Annotated in this window: 15 protein-coding genes and 1 pseudogene; 8 read left to right on the top strand and 8 right to left on the bottom strand. The window is 71.8% G+C overall.

The features are described from left to right. Positions 1-22: 22 nt before the first annotated feature. The 3 genes and pseudogenes from NFU81_RS16295 to NFU81_RS16285 form a co-directional block, all read left to right on the top strand. Positions 23-580: pseudogene (locus NFU81_RS16295) on the top strand (pilus assembly protein TadG-related protein); the annotation flags it as partial. A 29-nt stretch (positions 581-609) separates the two neighbouring features. Then, positions 610-1191 carry a hypothetical protein gene (locus tag NFU81_RS16290; protein WP_251490198.1) on the top strand — a complete coding sequence of 194 codons (582 nt, stop codon included), beginning with the start codon at positions 610-612 and terminating at the stop codon, positions 1189-1191. A 5-nt stretch (positions 1192-1196) separates the two neighbouring features. Beyond that, on the top strand, positions 1197-1847 hold the full coding sequence (locus NFU81_RS16285) for an OmpA family protein (RefSeq protein ID WP_251490197.1): 651 nt from the start codon (positions 1197-1199) through the stop codon (positions 1845-1847). 92 nt (positions 1848-1939) lie between these two features. Here the strand turns inward: NFU81_RS16285 and NFU81_RS16280 are convergent, their stop codons facing one another. Both NFU81_RS16280 and NFU81_RS16275 read right to left on the bottom strand, forming a co-directional pair. Then, the gene (locus NFU81_RS16280; RefSeq protein WP_251490196.1) at positions 1940-2695 is read right to left on the bottom strand and encodes a GNAT family N-acetyltransferase; all 756 of its coding nucleotides are present in this window, start codon (positions 2693-2695) and stop codon (positions 1940-1942) included. A gap of 82 nt (positions 2696-2777) precedes the next feature. Beyond that, entirely contained in the window at positions 2778-3128 is a 351-nt protein-coding gene (locus NFU81_RS16275; protein ID WP_251490195.1) for a DUF192 domain-containing protein, read from the bottom strand. Positions 3129-3169: 41 nt separating this feature from the next. On the opposite strand from NFU81_RS16275, the gene NFU81_RS16270 reads away from it, so the two are divergent. Beyond that, positions 3170-3895, top strand: coding sequence for a prepilin peptidase (locus NFU81_RS16270; RefSeq protein ID WP_251490194.1), 726 nt, complete (start codon positions 3170-3172; stop codon positions 3893-3895). A gap of 311 nt (positions 3896-4206) precedes the next feature. Here the strand turns inward: NFU81_RS16270 and mgrA are convergent, their stop codons facing one another. Then, positions 4207-5250, bottom strand: coding sequence for an L-glyceraldehyde 3-phosphate reductase (mgrA, locus tag NFU81_RS16265; RefSeq protein WP_274038134.1), 1044 nt, complete (start codon positions 5248-5250; stop codon positions 4207-4209). A 164-nt stretch (positions 5251-5414) separates the two neighbouring features. Between mgrA and NFU81_RS16260 the strand changes: the two genes are divergently transcribed. The 4 genes from NFU81_RS16260 (at position 5415) to NFU81_RS16245 (ending at position 10523) form a co-directional block, all read left to right on the top strand. Beyond that, positions 5415-6176, top strand: coding sequence for an isoprenyl transferase (locus tag NFU81_RS16260; RefSeq protein WP_205048027.1), 762 nt, complete (start codon positions 5415-5417; stop codon positions 6174-6176). A gap of 247 nt (positions 6177-6423) precedes the next feature. Next, entirely contained in the window at positions 6424-7743 is a 1320-nt protein-coding gene (locus tag NFU81_RS16255; protein WP_251490193.1) for an RNA 5'-3' helicase PhoH2, read from the top strand. A gap of 428 nt (positions 7744-8171) precedes the next feature. Then, positions 8172-8846: an aggregation-promoting factor C-terminal-like domain-containing protein gene (locus tag NFU81_RS16250; protein ID WP_479688506.1), complete on the top strand. Its 675-nt coding sequence runs from the start codon at positions 8172-8174 to the stop codon at positions 8844-8846. Between the two features lie 174 nt (positions 8847-9020). Next, the gene (locus NFU81_RS16245) at positions 9021-10523 is read left to right on the top strand and encodes an AI-2E family transporter (protein ID WP_251490191.1); all 1503 of its coding nucleotides are present in this window, start codon (positions 9021-9023) and stop codon (positions 10521-10523) included. 73 nt (positions 10524-10596) lie between these two features. Here NFU81_RS16245 and NFU81_RS16240 read toward each other — a convergent pair whose 3' ends face one another. The 5 genes from NFU81_RS16240 to NFU81_RS16220 all read right to left on the bottom strand — a co-directional run bounded on the left by NFU81_RS16240 (position 10597) and on the right by NFU81_RS16220 (position 15656). Next, on the bottom strand, positions 10597-13086 hold the full coding sequence (locus NFU81_RS16240; protein ID WP_251490190.1) for an FtsX-like permease family protein: 2490 nt from the start codon (positions 13084-13086) through the stop codon (positions 10597-10599). Then, positions 13083-13772 (bottom strand): ABC transporter ATP-binding protein, encoded by a 690-nt coding sequence (locus tag NFU81_RS16235; RefSeq protein ID WP_251490188.1) that lies wholly within the window; start codon positions 13770-13772, stop codon positions 13083-13085. Before NFU81_RS16235 ends, NFU81_RS16240 begins: the two co-directional genes overlap by 4 nt. Beyond that, entirely contained in the window at positions 13769-14293 is a 525-nt protein-coding gene (locus tag NFU81_RS16230) for a PadR family transcriptional regulator (protein ID WP_251490187.1), read from the bottom strand. The genes NFU81_RS16235 and NFU81_RS16230 overlap by 4 nt, the downstream gene beginning before the upstream one ends. A gap of 78 nt (positions 14294-14371) precedes the next feature. After that, positions 14372-14677, bottom strand: coding sequence for a type II toxin-antitoxin system antitoxin (locus tag NFU81_RS16225; protein WP_340188948.1), 306 nt, complete (start codon positions 14675-14677; stop codon positions 14372-14374). Positions 14678-14690: 13 nt separating this feature from the next. Next, complete coding sequence (locus tag NFU81_RS16220) at positions 14691-15656, bottom strand: SPFH domain-containing protein (RefSeq protein ID WP_251490186.1); 966 nt, start codon at positions 15654-15656, stop codon at positions 14691-14693. Position 15657: the final 1 nt, after the last annotated feature.

The raw sequence follows: 15657 nt of genomic DNA, 5'->3' as shown, positions 1-15657 counted from the left end.
CGGTGACGCCGGGCAGACACTCGGCATCTACATCGTCGCGATGGCCGCGCTGTTCTTCCTGGCCTTCGCGTTCTTCGCCGTCGGCCAGGCTTCTGTTGCGCGCAACGGCGCACAGACCGCCGCTGACGCGGCTGCCCTCGCGGCGGCACGCGCCGATCGGGATGCGGTGGGGGAGGACTTCCTTGCTGCCCTGACGTCGGGTGACCTCGGCAGGCTGTCGCATCTCCTGACGGATTTGGGGCAGCACGACGAGTCGGCCTGCGGTGCGGCGGCCGACTACGCCGGGCGCAACGGGGCCGAGATCCTGGCCGGCGGCTGCGTGCCGGCTGAGGGCCTACCCGGCTACACGGTGACCGTGAGGTCGATCGACTCGGTGGGGAAGTCCGTTGTGGACGGTACCGAGGAGATCCATGCGAAGGCCACGGCCACGGCGGTGGTCTCACCGCGCTGCGTCCTCGGGTCGAAGCGCGGCAGCCTCCTCGGGTTCACCTGCGACAACCAGGATGTGACGGTCGATCCGACGTCGGACACCTTCCGGTTGGACCTGTCCACCTTCTACACAGTCCATCTGAGCCGATGAGGACAGTCGAGCGTAAGGAACGGGGAACGATGGGACTTGGGCACAGGGCAATGATCGCCGCGGTGCTGGCCGGCACGGTTGCCGTCGGCCTGGCCGGCTGTGGCGGGGGCGGTGGTTCCGAACAGGGTGACGGCAAGCCCTCCGCATCGGCCGGCAAGTCCGGGAAACCCGCTTCCTCGGCCGGAGCCCCTTCGGCGTCGAACACCTCCGCGCCGGTCCTCGCTCAGATCAAGGGCGCGCAGGACATCGCCGTCACCATCAACTCCGCTGTGCGGGACGAGGGTGGGTTCGTCACCGTCCAGGGGACTTTGACCAACAACGGCAGCGACACGTTCGACGCCGATTCATGGCGGGGAAACGAGACCGGCCTCGTGGCGTCCGGCGCCTCCGCGGCCGGGGCGGTGCTGGTCGACGAGGCGGGCAAGAAGCGCTACTACGTCCTTCGGGACACCGACGGGAAGTGTCTGTGCACCATGGGCCTCACCGGGGTCAAGCCCGAGGAGTCCCGACCCTTCTTCGCTCAGTTCCCCTCCCCACCCCCCACCACCACCCAGGTCGAGTTCGAACTCCCCACCATGCCCCCCGCCAAAATCACCATCTCCGAGGGGTGATCCCCATGAAACCCGCAGCGGCCGCCGCAGGCCTCACGCTCACCGTCGTCCTGCTCGCCACCGGCGTGGCGGTCGCGCCGCAGGCGGTCGCGGACTCCAATCCGCCGCCGAGTGCGGGGGACCCGACCCCCACCGCCCCTGTCCGGATCGACCCGACGTCGCCCGACCTCCAACTGCCGGAGGGCTCCACGCTCGCGCCGCCCAAGGTGCTGGACATCGTGTCGGTGACGGACCAGTCCTCGGTGGCGGCGAGCCAGCCGGAGCAGCGGCAGGAGACGTCGAACTCGACGGTCACCTACGCGCTGCAGTCGGAGGTGGTGTTCACCAGGGACAGTGCGACGCTGTCACCGTCCGCGACGTCCCGTATCCAGGCGATCGCCGCGGACATCAACACGCGGCACGTCACCTCACCCATTCGTGTCTTCGGTTTCACCGACGATCTGGGGAGCAGCGAGCACGGGGCGGCGCTGTCCAAGCAGCGGGCGCAGGCGGTGTACCAAGTTCTGGCAACGGCGCTGAGCAGCGCCGGTGACTCATCCCACACATTTCAGGTGCGCGGCTACGGCGAGGACTATCCCATAGCGGACAATTCATCCGAAACCGGCCGCCGGCAGAACCGTCGCGTGGAAATCACGTTCACTCCTCCTGCCGCGTAACGTGCGGGATGCGCGCCAGGACGCGGTACGGTGTAAGTCCCCCCCTCGGGCCGGTTCGCTCTCCCCCCCTGCGAACCGGCCCGTTTTTCTTTTCACGCCGCCGGTGCCCGGAAGGCCGCCGCCCGCAGCGGGCGGTAGGCGAGGCCCAGGGAGCGGTAGAGACGCAGGGCCGGGGTGTTGTCGTCGTCGACGATGAGCGCGGCGGTGCCGTACGCGGCCAGTGCTTCGGCCAGGACGAAGGCGCAGACTTGGCGGCCCAGGCCGCGGCCGCGGGCCGCGGGGGCGGTGGCGACGCCCGCGAGCAGGCCCACGGTGGGAGCGCACCAGGCCAGGGCGGCGACGGCGAGCGGGGTGCCGGAGCCGCCGGGCGGCAGGACGCCGGCCCAGCGGTCGTCGGCGCCGAGGCGGCCGGGGTAGGCGTAGGAGTCGGGAAAGGCCTGGTCGAGCAGGTCGGTGATGCCCGCCGCCGCGGCCGCGGGCAGCCAGCCCGCGGTGCCGTCGGGCGGGACGGCGGCGGACCCCGTTCGGACCATCCAGCCGAAACCGGCCGTGGGGCGCAGCTCGGGTACGGCCATGACCAGGGCGTCGATGAGACCCCGGTCGCCGAGCGGGCGGTACCCGCGGCCGACCTCCGCCAGCACGTCCCGCACCAGCGGTATCGCCTCGCCGGCGGGACCCGTCACCACCAGCCGGTCGCGCAGCGAGAGCCCGGGGGCGGCGACCGCGACGGCCGCGCCGCGGGTGAAGACCCGTGCGGTGGTGCGGTCGCCGGCGGCCCACCGGGACAGCGCGTCATCGGTCGGGAACTCGGTGTGCGGGGCGATCTCGTCGGAGGTGGTGGAGAACATCCCGTATGCCTATCAGCAGACCGGGGGCCGGCGCATCGTGGATAAGCCGTAGACGGAGCAAAGCGGGCGGAAAGGTGTGCCGTCAGTCGACGACGTCGAGCCGTACGCCCCGCCGCACGCCCCACCGGGCCAGCGCGCCCGCCTCCGCCTCCAGTACGTGCCGGGCCAGCAGGCGCGGCCGGCCGACCCGCCCGGGCGGCATCGTACGGACCGCGATCACCCGCAACCGCCGGTCCAGGTAGGCCACGTCGATCGCGAACCGCATCCGCACGGTGTGCACGCTCGACGCCGGGGTGAGCAGCAACGCGCCCCGCACACCGTCCTGTCCGAGCAGCCCGCGGGTCCTGGCGCGGTAGGACGCGGCGACCCGCAGCGGCACGTCGGCCCCGGGGGTACGCAGGGTGAGGTCACCGTCCCGCCAACGTCGGCGCATGACCGCTCCCTTCGCGCAGGTGTCCGTGTACGGTCGGCCCGGTGCATGTCTATCCGATCGTGGCCGCCGCCGTGTGGGGAACGCTGAGCGGGTTCCTGCTCCCGCGCGCAGCACTCCGGTTGGCGGTCCCGTCCGGCGAACCATGGGCCGCGGCCTGCCCGTCGGGCCACCCCCTGCCGGCCGGGCCGCGAGGCTGGCTCGGCCCCGAGCGCTGCTCCGACTGCGGTGCGCCCGGGGGGCGTTACGGTCCCTGGCTGCTCGCCCTCGGCTCCGCCCTGCTCTGTGCCGGCCTCGCCGCCGCGACCGGGCCGCACCCCGAACTCGCCGTCTGGCTGCTGCTGGTGCCCGTCGCGCTGACCCTCGCGGTGGTCGACCTACGGGTCTTCCGGCTCCCCGACATCCTCACGCTGCCCGCGTTCGCGGCCGGCGCGGCCCTGCTCGGCGCCGCCGCCCTGCTCCCGGACCACCACGGCTCCTGGCCCCGCGCCCTGCTCGCCGCCGCGGCCGTCGGCACCCTCTACTTCCTGCTCTTCCTCGTCAACCCGGCGGGTATGGGCTTCGGCGACGTCAAGCTCGCCCCGACGGTGGCGCTGCCGCTGGGCTGGTACGGGTGGTCCACGGTGGTCACCGGCACGTTCGCCGCTTTCGCGCTGGGCGCGCTGGTCGGCCTGGCCCTCCTGGCCACGGGCCGCGCCACCCGCAAATCCCCCCTGCCCTTCGGCCCCTTCATGCTCCTCGGCTGCGCAATTGCGCTGGTGCTGACCTAGCGGGGCTCCAGGCGGGCGCCCCTTGCGGTGGGTGGTCGCCTTTCCCACCGTCGTGGCTGGTCGCGCAGTTCCGGCCCCAAGGCTTCGCCTGGGGGTGCCCCCACCAGAGCCTCGCTTGGGGGTGCCCCCACCTGAGCTTCGCCTGGGGGTGCCCCCACCTGAGCTTCGCCTGGGGGTGCCCCCAGCGCCGCCCGAAAAACGCTCACCCTCTGCGCAGAGGGCAACCCATAGGGGCGCGGGGAACTGCACCACCGGGGGAAGGTCCCGGGGCGCCGACGGGGGCACCCCGGGGGAAACCCCTGAGCGCGGGGCTACGCCTCGCTGCTCACGGACCAGAGGTTGACGCCCTCCGGCTCGACCGCGTGCCGGTCGATCTCGGCAAGCTCCTCCGCGGTGAGCGGCGCCGCCCCCACCGCGGCGACGTTGGCCTCCAACTGGGCCACCGACGACGCCCCGATGAGCGCGGAGGTGACCCGCGGGTCACGCAGCACCCACGACAGCGCGAGCTGCGCGAGGGACTGCCCGCGCCCCTCGGCAACGGAGTTGAGCGCCCGCAGGCGGGCGATCGTCTCGTCGTTGACCAGCGCCGGGTTGAGGGACTTGCCCTGCGCCGCCCGCGACCCCTCGGGGATTCCGCCGAGGTAGCGGTCGGTCAGCAGGCCCTGGGCGAGCGGCACGAAGCCGATGCAGCCCATGCCCTCCTCCGCCAGGACGTCGAGCAGGCCCTCGTCCTCGATCCACCGGTTGATCATCGAGTACGACGGCTGGTGGATCAGCGCGGGCACCCCCAGCTCGCGCAGGATGCGCGCGGCCTCCCGGGTGCGCTCGGGGCCGTAGGAGGAGATGCCGACGTAGAGCGTCTTGCCCTGCTGGACGGCGGACGCCAGCGCGCCCATCGTCTCCTCCAGCGGGGTGTCGGGGTCGTAGCGGTGCGAGTAGAAGATGTCGACGTAGTCCAGGCCCATCCGGCCCAGCGACTGGTCGAGCGAGGACAGCAGGTACTTGCGGGAGCCCCACTCGCCGTACGGGCCGGGCCACATGTCGTAGCCGGCCTTCGTGGAGATGACCAGCTCGTCGCGGTAGGGGCGGAAGTCCTGCGCGAAGAGCGTGCCGAAGTTGGCCTCCGCGGCGCCGTAGGGCGGGCCGTAGTTGTTGGCCAGGTCGAAGTGCGTGACGCCGAGGTCGAAGGCGCGGCGCAGGATGGCGCGCTGGGAGTCCAGCGTGCGGTCGTCGCCGAAGTTGTGCCACAGGCCGAGGGAGACGGCCGGCAGCTTCAGGCCGCTGCGCCCGGTCCTGCGGTACTCCATGGACTCGTAGCGCTCTTCGGAGGCGCGGTAGAGGTTTCTGATGTTCACAGTTCCTCCCTATCACGGGCAGCTGAGCCGCTTACTACCTGGCGGGCGATCCGTCAGCGTGCCGCGCCGGGCGGCCGGCCGCGCCGCGACCCGGTTCGTCCGGACAGCCATTCGGGCAGTACCCTGGCGCCCGGGCGACCGAGCGCAGGAGGGGCTGGTACGCGATGAATCTGCGCGAGCTGGTGTACGGGCTGTACTCCCGCAGAGTGGAACGCCGGCTCGACGTGGCCCAGGGTCCCAAGCACATCGGCGTGATCCTCGACGGCAACCGGCGCTGGGCGAAGGCGGCGAGCAGCACCGCGGAGCAGGGCCACCAGGCGGGCGCGGACAAGATCGCCGAGCTGCTGGGCTGGTGCGAGGAGACCGGTGTCGAGGTGGTCACCCTGTGGCTGCTGTCCACCGACAACTTCGACCGGCCCTCCGCCGAGCTGGTGCCGCTGCTGGGCATCATCGAGGACGCGGTGGCAGGCCTGGCCGCGACCGGCCGCTGGCGGGTGCACCACGTGGGCACGATGGACCTGCTGCCGGACCGTACGCAGGCGGTGCTCAAGGAGGCCGAGCAGGACACCCACAACGTCGCGGGACTGCTGGTGAACGTCGCGGTCGGCTACGGCGGCCGCCAGGAGATCGCCGACGCGGTCCGCTCGCTGCTGTACGAGCACGCGGGGCGCGGCACGTCCATCGAGGATCTGGCCGAGATCCTGGACGTCGAGCACATCTCGGAGCACCTCTACACCCGCGGCCAGCCGGATCCCGACCTGGTGATCCGCACCTCCGGCGAGCAGCGCCTGTCCGGTTTCATGCTCTGGCAGAGTGCGCATTCCGAGTACTACTTCTGCGAGGTCTTCTGGCCGGCCTTCCGGAAGGTCGACTTCCTGCGGGCGCTGCGCGACTATGCGGCCAGGCATCGCCGCTACGGAGCGTAGCCAGGCGCTGACCTGGGGAAAAAGGCTGTTGACGGCACAGAATGCCGGGTTACCGTGGCGGAAGTCGCGGTCCGCCCACCGCCGAATCGTGGATGAGCGGTCAGTGACCGGATCATGACCGTCGGATGACTGTCATATGCATTCGCATGGGTACCGGATTTCCCGGGCATACCACTGGCAGACCGGCATCCGGCCCAACGGCTGCCGGACCGCAGCCTCACCTCTCCCCGAGGGGGTTCGTCCACACGTGGTGACCAGCAAGAATCGCCGTGTTCACGACCGGCGCACGTATGTACTCGACACCAGCGTGCTGCTCGCCGACCCCAATGCCTTCACCCGTTTCGACGAGCACGAGGTCGTGCTGCCGGTCGTCGTGGTGACGGAGTTGGAGGCCAAGCGCCACCACCCGGAACTGGGCTACTTCGCCCGCCAGGCGTTGCGACTGCTCGACGAGTTCCGGATCAGGTACGGCAGGCTCGACGCGCCGATTCCCATCGGCGACTTCGGCGGCACGCTCAGGGTCGAGCTCAACCACTCGGACCCCGGGGTGCTCCCCGCGGGCTTCCGGCTCGGCGACAACGACTCGCGCATCCTCGCGGTCGCCCGCAACCTGCAGGCCGAGGGGTACGACGTGACCGTCGTGTCCAAGGACCTGCCGCTGCGGGTGAAGGCCTCCTCGGTCGGCCTGCTGGCCGAGGAGTACCGGGCCGAGCTGGCGATCACCTCGGGCTGGACCGGCATGGAGGAGCTGGTCGTCGGCGCGGAGGAGGTGGACGCGCTCTTCGCGCAGGAGACCGTCGAGCTGGCCGAGGCGGCCGACCTGCCGGTGCACACCGGCCTGGTGCTGCAGTCGGACCGCGGCAAGGCGCTGGGCAGGGTCACCGCGGACGGCCGGGTGCGGCTGGTGCGCGGCGACCGCGAGGCGTTCGGCATCCACGGCCGCAGCGCCGAGCAGCGCATCGCCCTCGACCTGCTGCTCGACCCGGACGTCGGGATCGTCTCGATGGGCGGCCGGGCCGGCACCGGCAAGTCGGCGCTGGCGCTGTGCGCGGGCCTCGAAGCGGTCCTCGAACGCCGCCAGCACCGCAAGGTGATGGTCTTCCGGCCGCTGTACGCGGTGGGCGGCCAGGAGCTGGGCTACCTGCCGGGCAGCGAGGCGGAGAAGATGAGCCCGTGGGCTCAGGCCGTCTTCGACACGCTGTCCGCGGTCACCTCCAAGGAGGTCATCGAGGAGGTCGTGGCCCGCGGGATGCTCGAAGTGCTGCCGCTGACCCACATCAGGGGCCGCTCGCTGCACGACGCCTTCGTGATCGTCGACGAGGCGCAGTCGCTGGAGCGCAACGTCCTGCTGACGGTGCTGTCCAGGATCGGCGCCGGCTCGCGGGTGGTGCTGACCCACGACGTGGCTCAGCGCGACAACCTCAGGGTCGGGCGGTACGACGGTGTGGTGGCGGTGGTGGAGAAGCTCAAGGGGCACCCGTTGTTCGCCCACGTGACGCTCACTCGTTCCGAACGCTCCCCGATCGCCGCGCTCGTGACGGAGATGCTGGAGGACGGCGGGGCCTGATCGTTTTGTACGATGCCCCGATTTGCCCATCGATGACGTGAGTTGAGGCTGCTGCGCCCGGCGTGAAGGGCGCAGCAGCCTAGCGTTTTCCGGGCGCGATTGCCGGGGAATGACGCGCATCGCGCGATGTGACCTTTGCCACTCAACCGGAAATTGCCGCGCGACGTCTGCGTACGGCAGGGTGTGAGGCTGTCAGGCCCCGCTCATGGCACTCCCGGACCCCTCGGGGAAAGGGTTCGCAGCACCACACAAATCAACATCGACGCCATGAGCCGCCCGAGCAGCACGCGAATCCGCCACGGACTTCGCACCGGGCCAGTGCCCCCGTGACCGACCGGCCCGTACGGCGGACCGGAGAAGGGGGACAGCGCCAGGGGCACGATTTCGTCCGTGCGGTCACCAAGCGGGCGATGCCGGAAGGAAACCGTGTGAGCCGGATCTCGGTCCGGGGATTCGCGGTGGCGTCAGCCACTGCGGTCACCACTGTGGGCGCCGTTGTGGGCGTCGCGTCGGGCGCAGACCAGGGCACGAGCGAGCCCGTGGAAGCTGCCGGGACGACGACCCTCCTCGCGGACATTCCCGCTGGACAGCAGGTTCAGCAGGCGTCGTTGACCGACCAGGTCGTGGCGCAGTCCGACGCGGCCGACGCGACAGCGCGGCAGGCCGCCGAGCAGGGCGCGCGCAAGCAGGCCGCCCAGGACGCCGCGGCCAAGAAGAAGGCGGCGGACGAAGCGGCGGCCAAGGAGCGCGAGAAGACCCTGGCGGCCAGCCGCGGCGACTCACGTGCGACCTTCCCGTTCAAGGCGTCCTACACGGTCGCCGAGGTCAAGGCGATGGCCCAGCAGATCGTGGGCAGCGGGCAGTACGCCTGCTTCTCCAACATCGTGACCCGGGAAAGCGGTTGGAACTACCTGGCGGTCAACTCGTCCTCCGGTGCCTACGGCCTCGTCCAGGCGCTGCCCGGCTCCAAGATGTCGTCCGCGGGCTCCGACTGGCAGAGCAATCCGGCCACGCAGATAAAGTGGGGCCTCAACTACATGAACGTCCGGTACGGCAGTCCCTGTGACGCCTGGTCGTACTGGCAGGTCCACCACTCCTACTGACCGGCCCCGAGCCGATCGACGGAGTGCCGGGAAACCCCCGAGGCCGACGGCCCGGGGGTTTTCCGCTGCCGTTCCCCCGTCCGGGTGCGGGTGCGCCCGCCGAGGCAACCCCCGCGGCAGGTAACGTCGTCCTGCACAGCAGTGCCAAAAGATGGTCAAGGGCGGGGGAGAGCGATGCCGGACAAGCGCCAATGGAGCAGCGCGCTCGCGGCCGGGCTGGCAAACCTCGCCGGCCGCCTGGAGGATCGGCACACCGCGGTCACGGCGCGGGAGGCCGCCCACCACCGGGCCGCCGTGGGCGACGAGCCGGCGGCCGAACCCGTGGCGGCCGCGGCGCCCGAACCGGCCCACTCCGCTCCGCAGGCCCCGGCCGCGCCCGCCCCGGCGACCCCGGTCGTCCCCGCCCAGCGGTCGGCGCCGCCGACGGACCCGCTCGCCGTGGTGCCCTGGAGCATGCGGGTCGCCGCCGAGATCGGCTGGCGGCTGCTGATCCTGGCCGGCACGGTCTGGGTGCTGATGCGGGTCATCGGCGCGGTGCGGCTGGTCGTGCTGGCCTTCGCCGCGGCACTGTTGATAACGGCGCTGCTGCAGCCGTTCGTGGCCCGGCTCAAAAGGCTCGGCGTGCCACGCGGGCTGGCCACCGCGATGGTCTTCGTCGGCGGCTTCATCGTCATGGGCCTGGTCGGCTGGTTCGTCGTCTGGCAGGTGATGGACAACATCGACAACCTGTCCAGCAGCCTCCAGGACGGTATCGCCGAGGGTAAGAAGTGGTTGCTGAACAGCCCCTTCCACGTCACCGACGACCAGATCAACCAGGTCGCGAAGAACCTCAGCGACGCCATCGGGTCGAACACCAAGGCGCTCACCGACGCCGGTCTCGAAGGCGTCACCGTCATCGTCGAGGTGCTGACCGGCGTGCTGCTGGCGATGTTCAGCACGCTGTTCCTGCTCTACGACGGCCCCAACATCTGGAACTGGGTGCTGCGGCTGTTCCCCGAGGCGGCCAGGGAAGGGCTCGCGGGCGCCGGGCCGCGGGCCTGGCGGACGCTGACGCTGTATGTGCGGGGCACCGTGATAGTCGCCCTGATCGACGCGATATGCATCGGCATCGGCATCTTCTTCCTCGGGGTGCCGATGGCGGTGCCGCTGGCCGTCGTCATCTTCCTGTCGTCCTTCATCCCGCTCGTCGGCGCGGTCGCCTCCGGCTTCATCGCCGTCGTGGTGGCCCTGGTGACGGAGGGTCCGTTCACCGCGCTGCTGGTCCTCGCGGTGGTGCTGGCCGTGCAGCAGATCGAGGGCCACATCCTCCAGCCGTTCATCCTGGGCCGGGCCGTGCGTGTCCACCCGCTGGCGGTGGTGCTGTCCGTGGCGGCCGGATCGATGGTCGCCGGCATCGGCGGCGCCGTGGTCGCCGTCCCGCTGGTCGCGGTCTCCAACACGGTCGTGGGCTACCTGCGCGCGTACTCCCGGGAGAAGGCCGACCCCCCGGCCGCCTACGTCCCCGAGCCCGCCGCCGACCGCGCTGCCGGGCCGGACCCCTCCCCGGCGACCGACCAGGCCGGCCAGACCGACCAGGCCGACCAGGCCGACCAGGCCGGCCAGACCGACCAGGCCGGCCAGGGCGGCCAGGCCGCCGACCCGGACCCCGCTCAGGACCCGGCGCCCGACCCCGCGTAGCCGGGCGCCCGACAGGGGCGCGAGGAAGTTCCCCGCGCCCCTGAAGAACGCCCGCCTCTGCGCGGGAGAGCGGCTACTCCGTGTGGAGGCCGTCCGGGCGCATGAGCCGCCACAGCGGCGGCAGGCTCAGCAGCGTCACCGCGAGGACGACGCCCGCACCGACAGCCGACATCAGCGCCACGCTGCCCCAGTCCATCTGGAAGGCGCGGCCGACCATGGCGATCAGCACCGCACCCAGCCCGATACCGCCGGCGCAGGCCAGGACGAGGCCGAGCACGACCGGGATGGTGGTCTGCCACAGCACCGACCACGCCAGCGCGCTGCGCCGGGTGCCGAAGGCGACCAGCACCGCCAGCAGCTTCCTGCGGTCCCGCAGCTGCTCCAGCATCGTCACCAGCAGGCTCGCCCCGATCAGCACCATGGTGAGCGTCGCACCGGCGAACAGCCCCCGGCGCAGCTGCGTGTAGCTCGCCTTGGTCTGCGTGCTGCTGATGTTCATCACGTACGTGTTGACCCCGAAGCCCGCCGCGGTGTTGCGCACGTACTCGACGGCGTCCGGCAGGTGCGGGTCGAGCCCGATCATGATCTGCGAGCCCGGGTCGAACAGCCGGCTGCTGTCGATGGCCTCGGGGGTGGCGAACACCCCCCACTGGCGGCTGCCGGTCGGGTCGACCCGGGTGGCCACCGTCGGGGTGCCGGCCGGGATCGTCCACAGCCGGGGGGCGCCGGTGTACTTCTCGCTGTAGCCGGCGTTGAGGTCGATCCGGTGGCCGGCCTTGAGGTACTTCGGCGACTCGTCGTTGCCGTCGTCCGCGGGCGGCTGCACCAGGAAGGTGCTGCCCGGCTTGCAGCCGGCCCCGATCGCGGCCAGCTCCCGCAGGCCCGTGCAGTCGCCGACGATCACCGGCAGGTACGGGAAGGTCCGGTCGTCGCCGGTGAGGGTGGACGCGTCCGGCCTGGTGGCCTGCGAGCGCAGGTAGCCGGAGGACTCCCGTACGCCCTTGGTCGCGGAGATCAGCCGCAGGTCGTGCGCGGTCTGCCCGACGGTGGTGCCGTCGGTGGAGACCATCACCTGGGCGCGGGCCGGGTCGGCGCCGGTGTCGAACACGAAGTCCTGGTCGACCGCGCTGAAGAGCATCTGCAGGGCGATGGCGCCGGCGACCGCCACCGTCACCCCGCTGACCATGCGGGCCGAGGCGTTGCTGTTCAGCTGGAGCCTGCGGGTGGCCAGCTGCCAGGCGACCGGGCCGCCGCTCAGCCGCCCCACGACCGTCTCGACCAGCCAGGGCAGCAGCGCGGTCACGCCGATCAGCAGCAGGACCGTACCGGCCGCGATCTGGTACTGGTTGATCGACGCGTCGCCCTTGACCGCGCCGAACATCGGGGCGAGCAGGGCGAGTCCCGCGACGGGGATCAGCAGCCGCCACCACACCCGGCGCCGCCGCCCGAGGCCCTGGCGGAACACGCCGAGCGGTTCGATGACCGTGCGGCGCAGGCTGATCATCGTCACGGCGACCGCGGCCATCGGCACCGAGACCGCGATCAGTACGGTCAGCGCCGTGTCCGGCATCAGGTCGGAGGGGAAGGCGGAGATGTCCCTGATGGTGATGCCGGCCGCGAACTGCCGGGCGACGAGGAAGAACACCGCGCCCAGCAGCAGCCCGAGCAGCGCCCCGAAGAGCGCCTCGCCCGCCGCGATCCGCCGGGTCATCCGGATGTCGGCGCCGACCAGCCGCAGCGCGGCGAGCCGCCGGTCCCTGCGCTCCCCGCCGAGCCGTACCGCGGTGGCGATGAACACCGCGACCGGCAGCAGCAGCACCACCAGGACGGTGACCAGGAGCAGGTTGAACACCGGCCCGCGGACGTCGCTGTTGCTGTGGGCGCCGAAGCCCCTGGCGCGGTCGGCGTTGCCGTGCTCCCTGGTCGCGTCGTAGGCGACGAGCTTGTCGCTGCCCGCGTAGTAGTACAGGTCGGCGGGTCCGATCAGCCCGGCCTTGCCGATGGTGCCGGTGATCTCGTACGGGATGCGCTCGCGCAGCAGCGGTGAGGACGCCAGCAGCTTCTTCAGCGCGGGGGAGACGACCATCTGCCCGGGACGCGGCATCGCCGCGAGGCCCGGCGGCGGTTGGGCGGCGCGTCCTTCGGGCTGCAGCAGGACGCCGCTGATGTCGTCGCCGTGGTAGGTGGTGTCCGCGGAGTCGAGCAGGAAGGTGTCGGGACCCGGCTTGATCTGCTCGCCCATCGACAGGGTGTCGCGGGCCACCCGCCGCTGGTCCCTGGCGTCCATCATGGCCGGCACCGCGGCCGCCAGCAGCAGCATGGCCACGCCGAGCGCGACGCCGACCGCGGTGAGCGCGGTACGGAGCCAGCCCTCGCGCCCGCCGCCGGCGGCGAAGCGCGCGCCCAGCAGGAGGTCGCGCAGCCAGGTGCGCAGGTCCGCGGAGGGCTCCGGCGGCCGCCCGCCGGGGTCGCGGGTGCCGTCGAAGCCGGCGAAGGGCTCGTACGAGGGCGAGTGCGACGAGGGGGAGGAAGGTGAGGAAGGTGAGGGGGAGGCGGAGGTCATGACACCCGTTCCATGTCGCGGGACTTCCCGTCCCGCACGACGATCTCCCGGTCGGAGTACGCCGCCACCCGCGGCTCGTGGGTGACCAGGACGACGGCGGCACCGGTGTCGTGCGCGGCCTCGGTCAGCAGCCGCATGACCCGCTCGCCGTTCAGCGAGTCCAGCGCGCCGGTCGGCTCGTCGGCGAAGACCACCCGCGGTTCGCCGACCAGGGCGCGGGCCACCGCGACCCGCTGGCCCTGCCCGCCGGAGACCTCGCCCGGCCGCTGGTCCGCGATGTCGGCGACTTCGAGGCGTTCGAGCCAGGTCGCGGCCTGCGCCTCGGCCTCCTTGCGCTTGCGGCCGCCGAGCCGCATCGGCATGGCCACGTTCTCCAGGCAGGTCAGTTCCGGCACCAGCTGCCCGAACTGGAAGACGAAGCCGAAGTCCGTACGCCGCAGGGCGCTGCGCTCGCCGTCGGACATCGCCGACAGCTGCCGCCCGCGGTAGCGGACCTCGCCGGAGTCGGGGGTGACGATGCCGGCCAGGCAGTGCAGCAGGGTGGACTTGCCGGACCCGGAAGGCCCCATCACGGCGACCACCTCACCGGCCCGTACGGTCAGCTCCGCGCCGTCCAGCGCCGGGGTGTGGCCGTACACCTTGTGCAGGTCGGTCGCGACGAGCAGCGGCTCGGGGGCGGCGGTCACCTGGTCACCTCCGCGGCGAGCTGGTCGAGCCGGGCTGCGGTCAGTTCCAGCCAGCGCAGGTCGGCTTCGAGGTGGAAGAGCGCGTGGTCGCAGATCAGCTGGTCGGCGAGGTCGCCGCCGGACTTGCGCCGGGTCAGCTCCCGCATCAGCCGCAGGTGTTCGGCGCGCTGGGTGTCCAGCAGGTCGGCCGCGGGGCGGCCGGTCAGGATGGCGAGGACGACCTTGGTGTAGAGGGTCGTCTGCAGGTACGGCTCGGGCTTCTCGGGTTGCGCGAGCCAGCTCTCCACGTCGGTCACCCCGGCGTCGGTGATCGCGTACCGCTTGCGCTCGGGACCGCCGCCCGGCTCTATCCCGTCGACCTCGACCAGGCCGTTCTTCAGCAGCCTGGCCATCGTCGAGTAGACCTGGCCGTACGCGAGCGGCCGGTCGTGTCCGAAACGTTCGTCGAAGGCGCGCTTGAGGTCGTAACCGTGGCGCGGCCCGGACTCCAGAAGTCCGAGCAGGGTGTGGCCGATTGACATGCGGAGCACAGTACACCATGGGTATACATCATGTGTATACGCAGGGAGAATAATCACCGGGCGCGGCATTCTCGCAGGTCAGGCCGTGTCCTCCGGAGGTGGGGGCGGCTCGGCTTTCGGCGGGCGGCCGCGTCGCGCGATCGGCCGCACGGCCGACGGCAGCCGTCCCGCGTCGGCCAGCGCCCGCCGCAGCAGGAACTCGATCTGCGCGTTGGTGCTGCGCAGTTCGCCCGCCGCCCAGGCCGCGAGCGCGTCGTGGACGGCGGGGTCGAGCCGCAGCAGCACCTGCTTGCGGGCGCGGGGGGTACGGGCGGCGGCGCCGGCCTCGCCGGCACCGCCTGCGGGGTCGGCGCCGGTGTCGGCCGGCGGGCCGGGGTCCGTCACGTCGGGCGCTCCGTCACTGGTAGAGGGTTCCCGTGTTGAGTACCGGCTGGGCCGCCCGGTCGCCGCAGAGCACCACCAGCAGATTGCTCACCATGCTGGCCTTGCGCTCCTCGTCCAGCTCCACGATGCCCTGCTCGGCGATCCGGGACAGCGCCGACTCGACCATGCCGACGGCGCCGTCCACGATGGTCTGCCGCGCGGCCACGATCGCGCCCGCCTGCTGCCGCTGGAGCATCGCGGAGGCGATCTCGGGCGCGTAGGCGAGGTGGGTGAAGCGGGACTCGATGATCCGCACGCCGGCCGACTCGACCCGGGCGGCGATCTCCGCGGACAGCCGCTCGGTGATGTCCTCGGAGTTGCCGCGCAGCGACAGCGACTGGCCGTCGTGCGCGTCGTAGGGGTAGTTGGTCGCGATGTGCCGGACGGCGGTGTCGGTCTGGATGGCGACGAAGTTGACGTAGTTGTCGACCTCGAAGACCGCCTGGGCGGTGTCCGCGACCTGCCAGACCACGACCGCGGCCAGCTCGATCGGGTTGCCGTAGGCGTCGTTGACCTTGAGCACCGCGGTCTCGTGGTTGCGCAGCCGGGTGGAGATCGTGCGGCGGCTGGTCAGCGGGTTCACCCAGCGCAGGCCGTCCTGCCTGATGGTGCCCTGGTAGCGCCCGAAGAGCTGGCAGACCCGCGCCTGGCCGGGGGCGACCTGGGTGAGGCCGAACAGGGTGAGCAGGGCGCCGACCACGATCACGACGCCCAGCACGATCAGCGCGGCCGCGAGCGCGCCGGGGTGGTCCTTGGCGTGCACCCCTCCCGCGGCGGCCAGGGCGCCGCCGCCCAGCACCACGAGCAGCGCGATCAGCAGGAAGGGCAGCCCCGGCATCCCGAGCGCCCGCCGCTCCTGCACCCGGGGTGCGGGCATCGCGGGTATCGCGGGATCGGCGGCTGTTCCTGACGGTTGCCGCGGTGTTGTCGGCACGGACATG

It is taken from the genome of Actinacidiphila cocklensis, assembly GCF_907177275.1.
In the GTDB taxonomy this organism is placed as follows: Bacteria; Actinomycetota; Actinomycetes; order Streptomycetales; family Streptomycetaceae; genus Actinacidiphila; species Actinacidiphila cocklensis.
This window is presented reverse-complemented; position numbering and strand designations above follow the sequence as displayed.

Coding starts and splice junctions, on each gene's coding strand:
- NFU81_RS16240 (WP_251490190.1), bottom strand. CDS start 13,086: ATGACCTCCGCCTCCCCCTCACCTTCCTCACCTTCCTCCCCCTCGTCG.
- NFU81_RS16275 (WP_251490195.1), bottom strand. CDS start 3,128: ATGCGCCGACGTTGGCGGGACGGTGACCTCACCCTGCGTACCCCCGGG.
- NFU81_RS16220 (WP_251490186.1), bottom strand. CDS start 15,656: ATGTCCGTGCCGACAACACCGCGGCAACCGTCAGGAACAGCCGCCGAT.
- NFU81_RS16285 (WP_251490197.1), top strand. CDS start 1,197: ATGAAACCCGCAGCGGCCGCCGCAGGCCTCACGCTCACCGTCGTCCTG.
- NFU81_RS16260 (WP_205048027.1), top strand. CDS start 5,415: ATGAATCTGCGCGAGCTGGTGTACGGGCTGTACTCCCGCAGAGTGGAA.
- NFU81_RS16280 (WP_251490196.1), bottom strand. CDS start 2,695: ATGTTCTCCACCACCTCCGACGAGATCGCCCCGCACACCGAGTTCCCG.
- NFU81_RS16245 (WP_251490191.1), top strand. CDS start 9,021: ATGCCGGACAAGCGCCAATGGAGCAGCGCGCTCGCGGCCGGGCTGGCA.
- NFU81_RS16230 (WP_251490187.1), bottom strand. CDS start 14,293: ATGTCAATCGGCCACACCCTGCTCGGACTTCTGGAGTCCGGGCCGCGC.
- NFU81_RS16290 (WP_251490198.1), top strand. CDS start 610: ATGGGACTTGGGCACAGGGCAATGATCGCCGCGGTGCTGGCCGGCACG.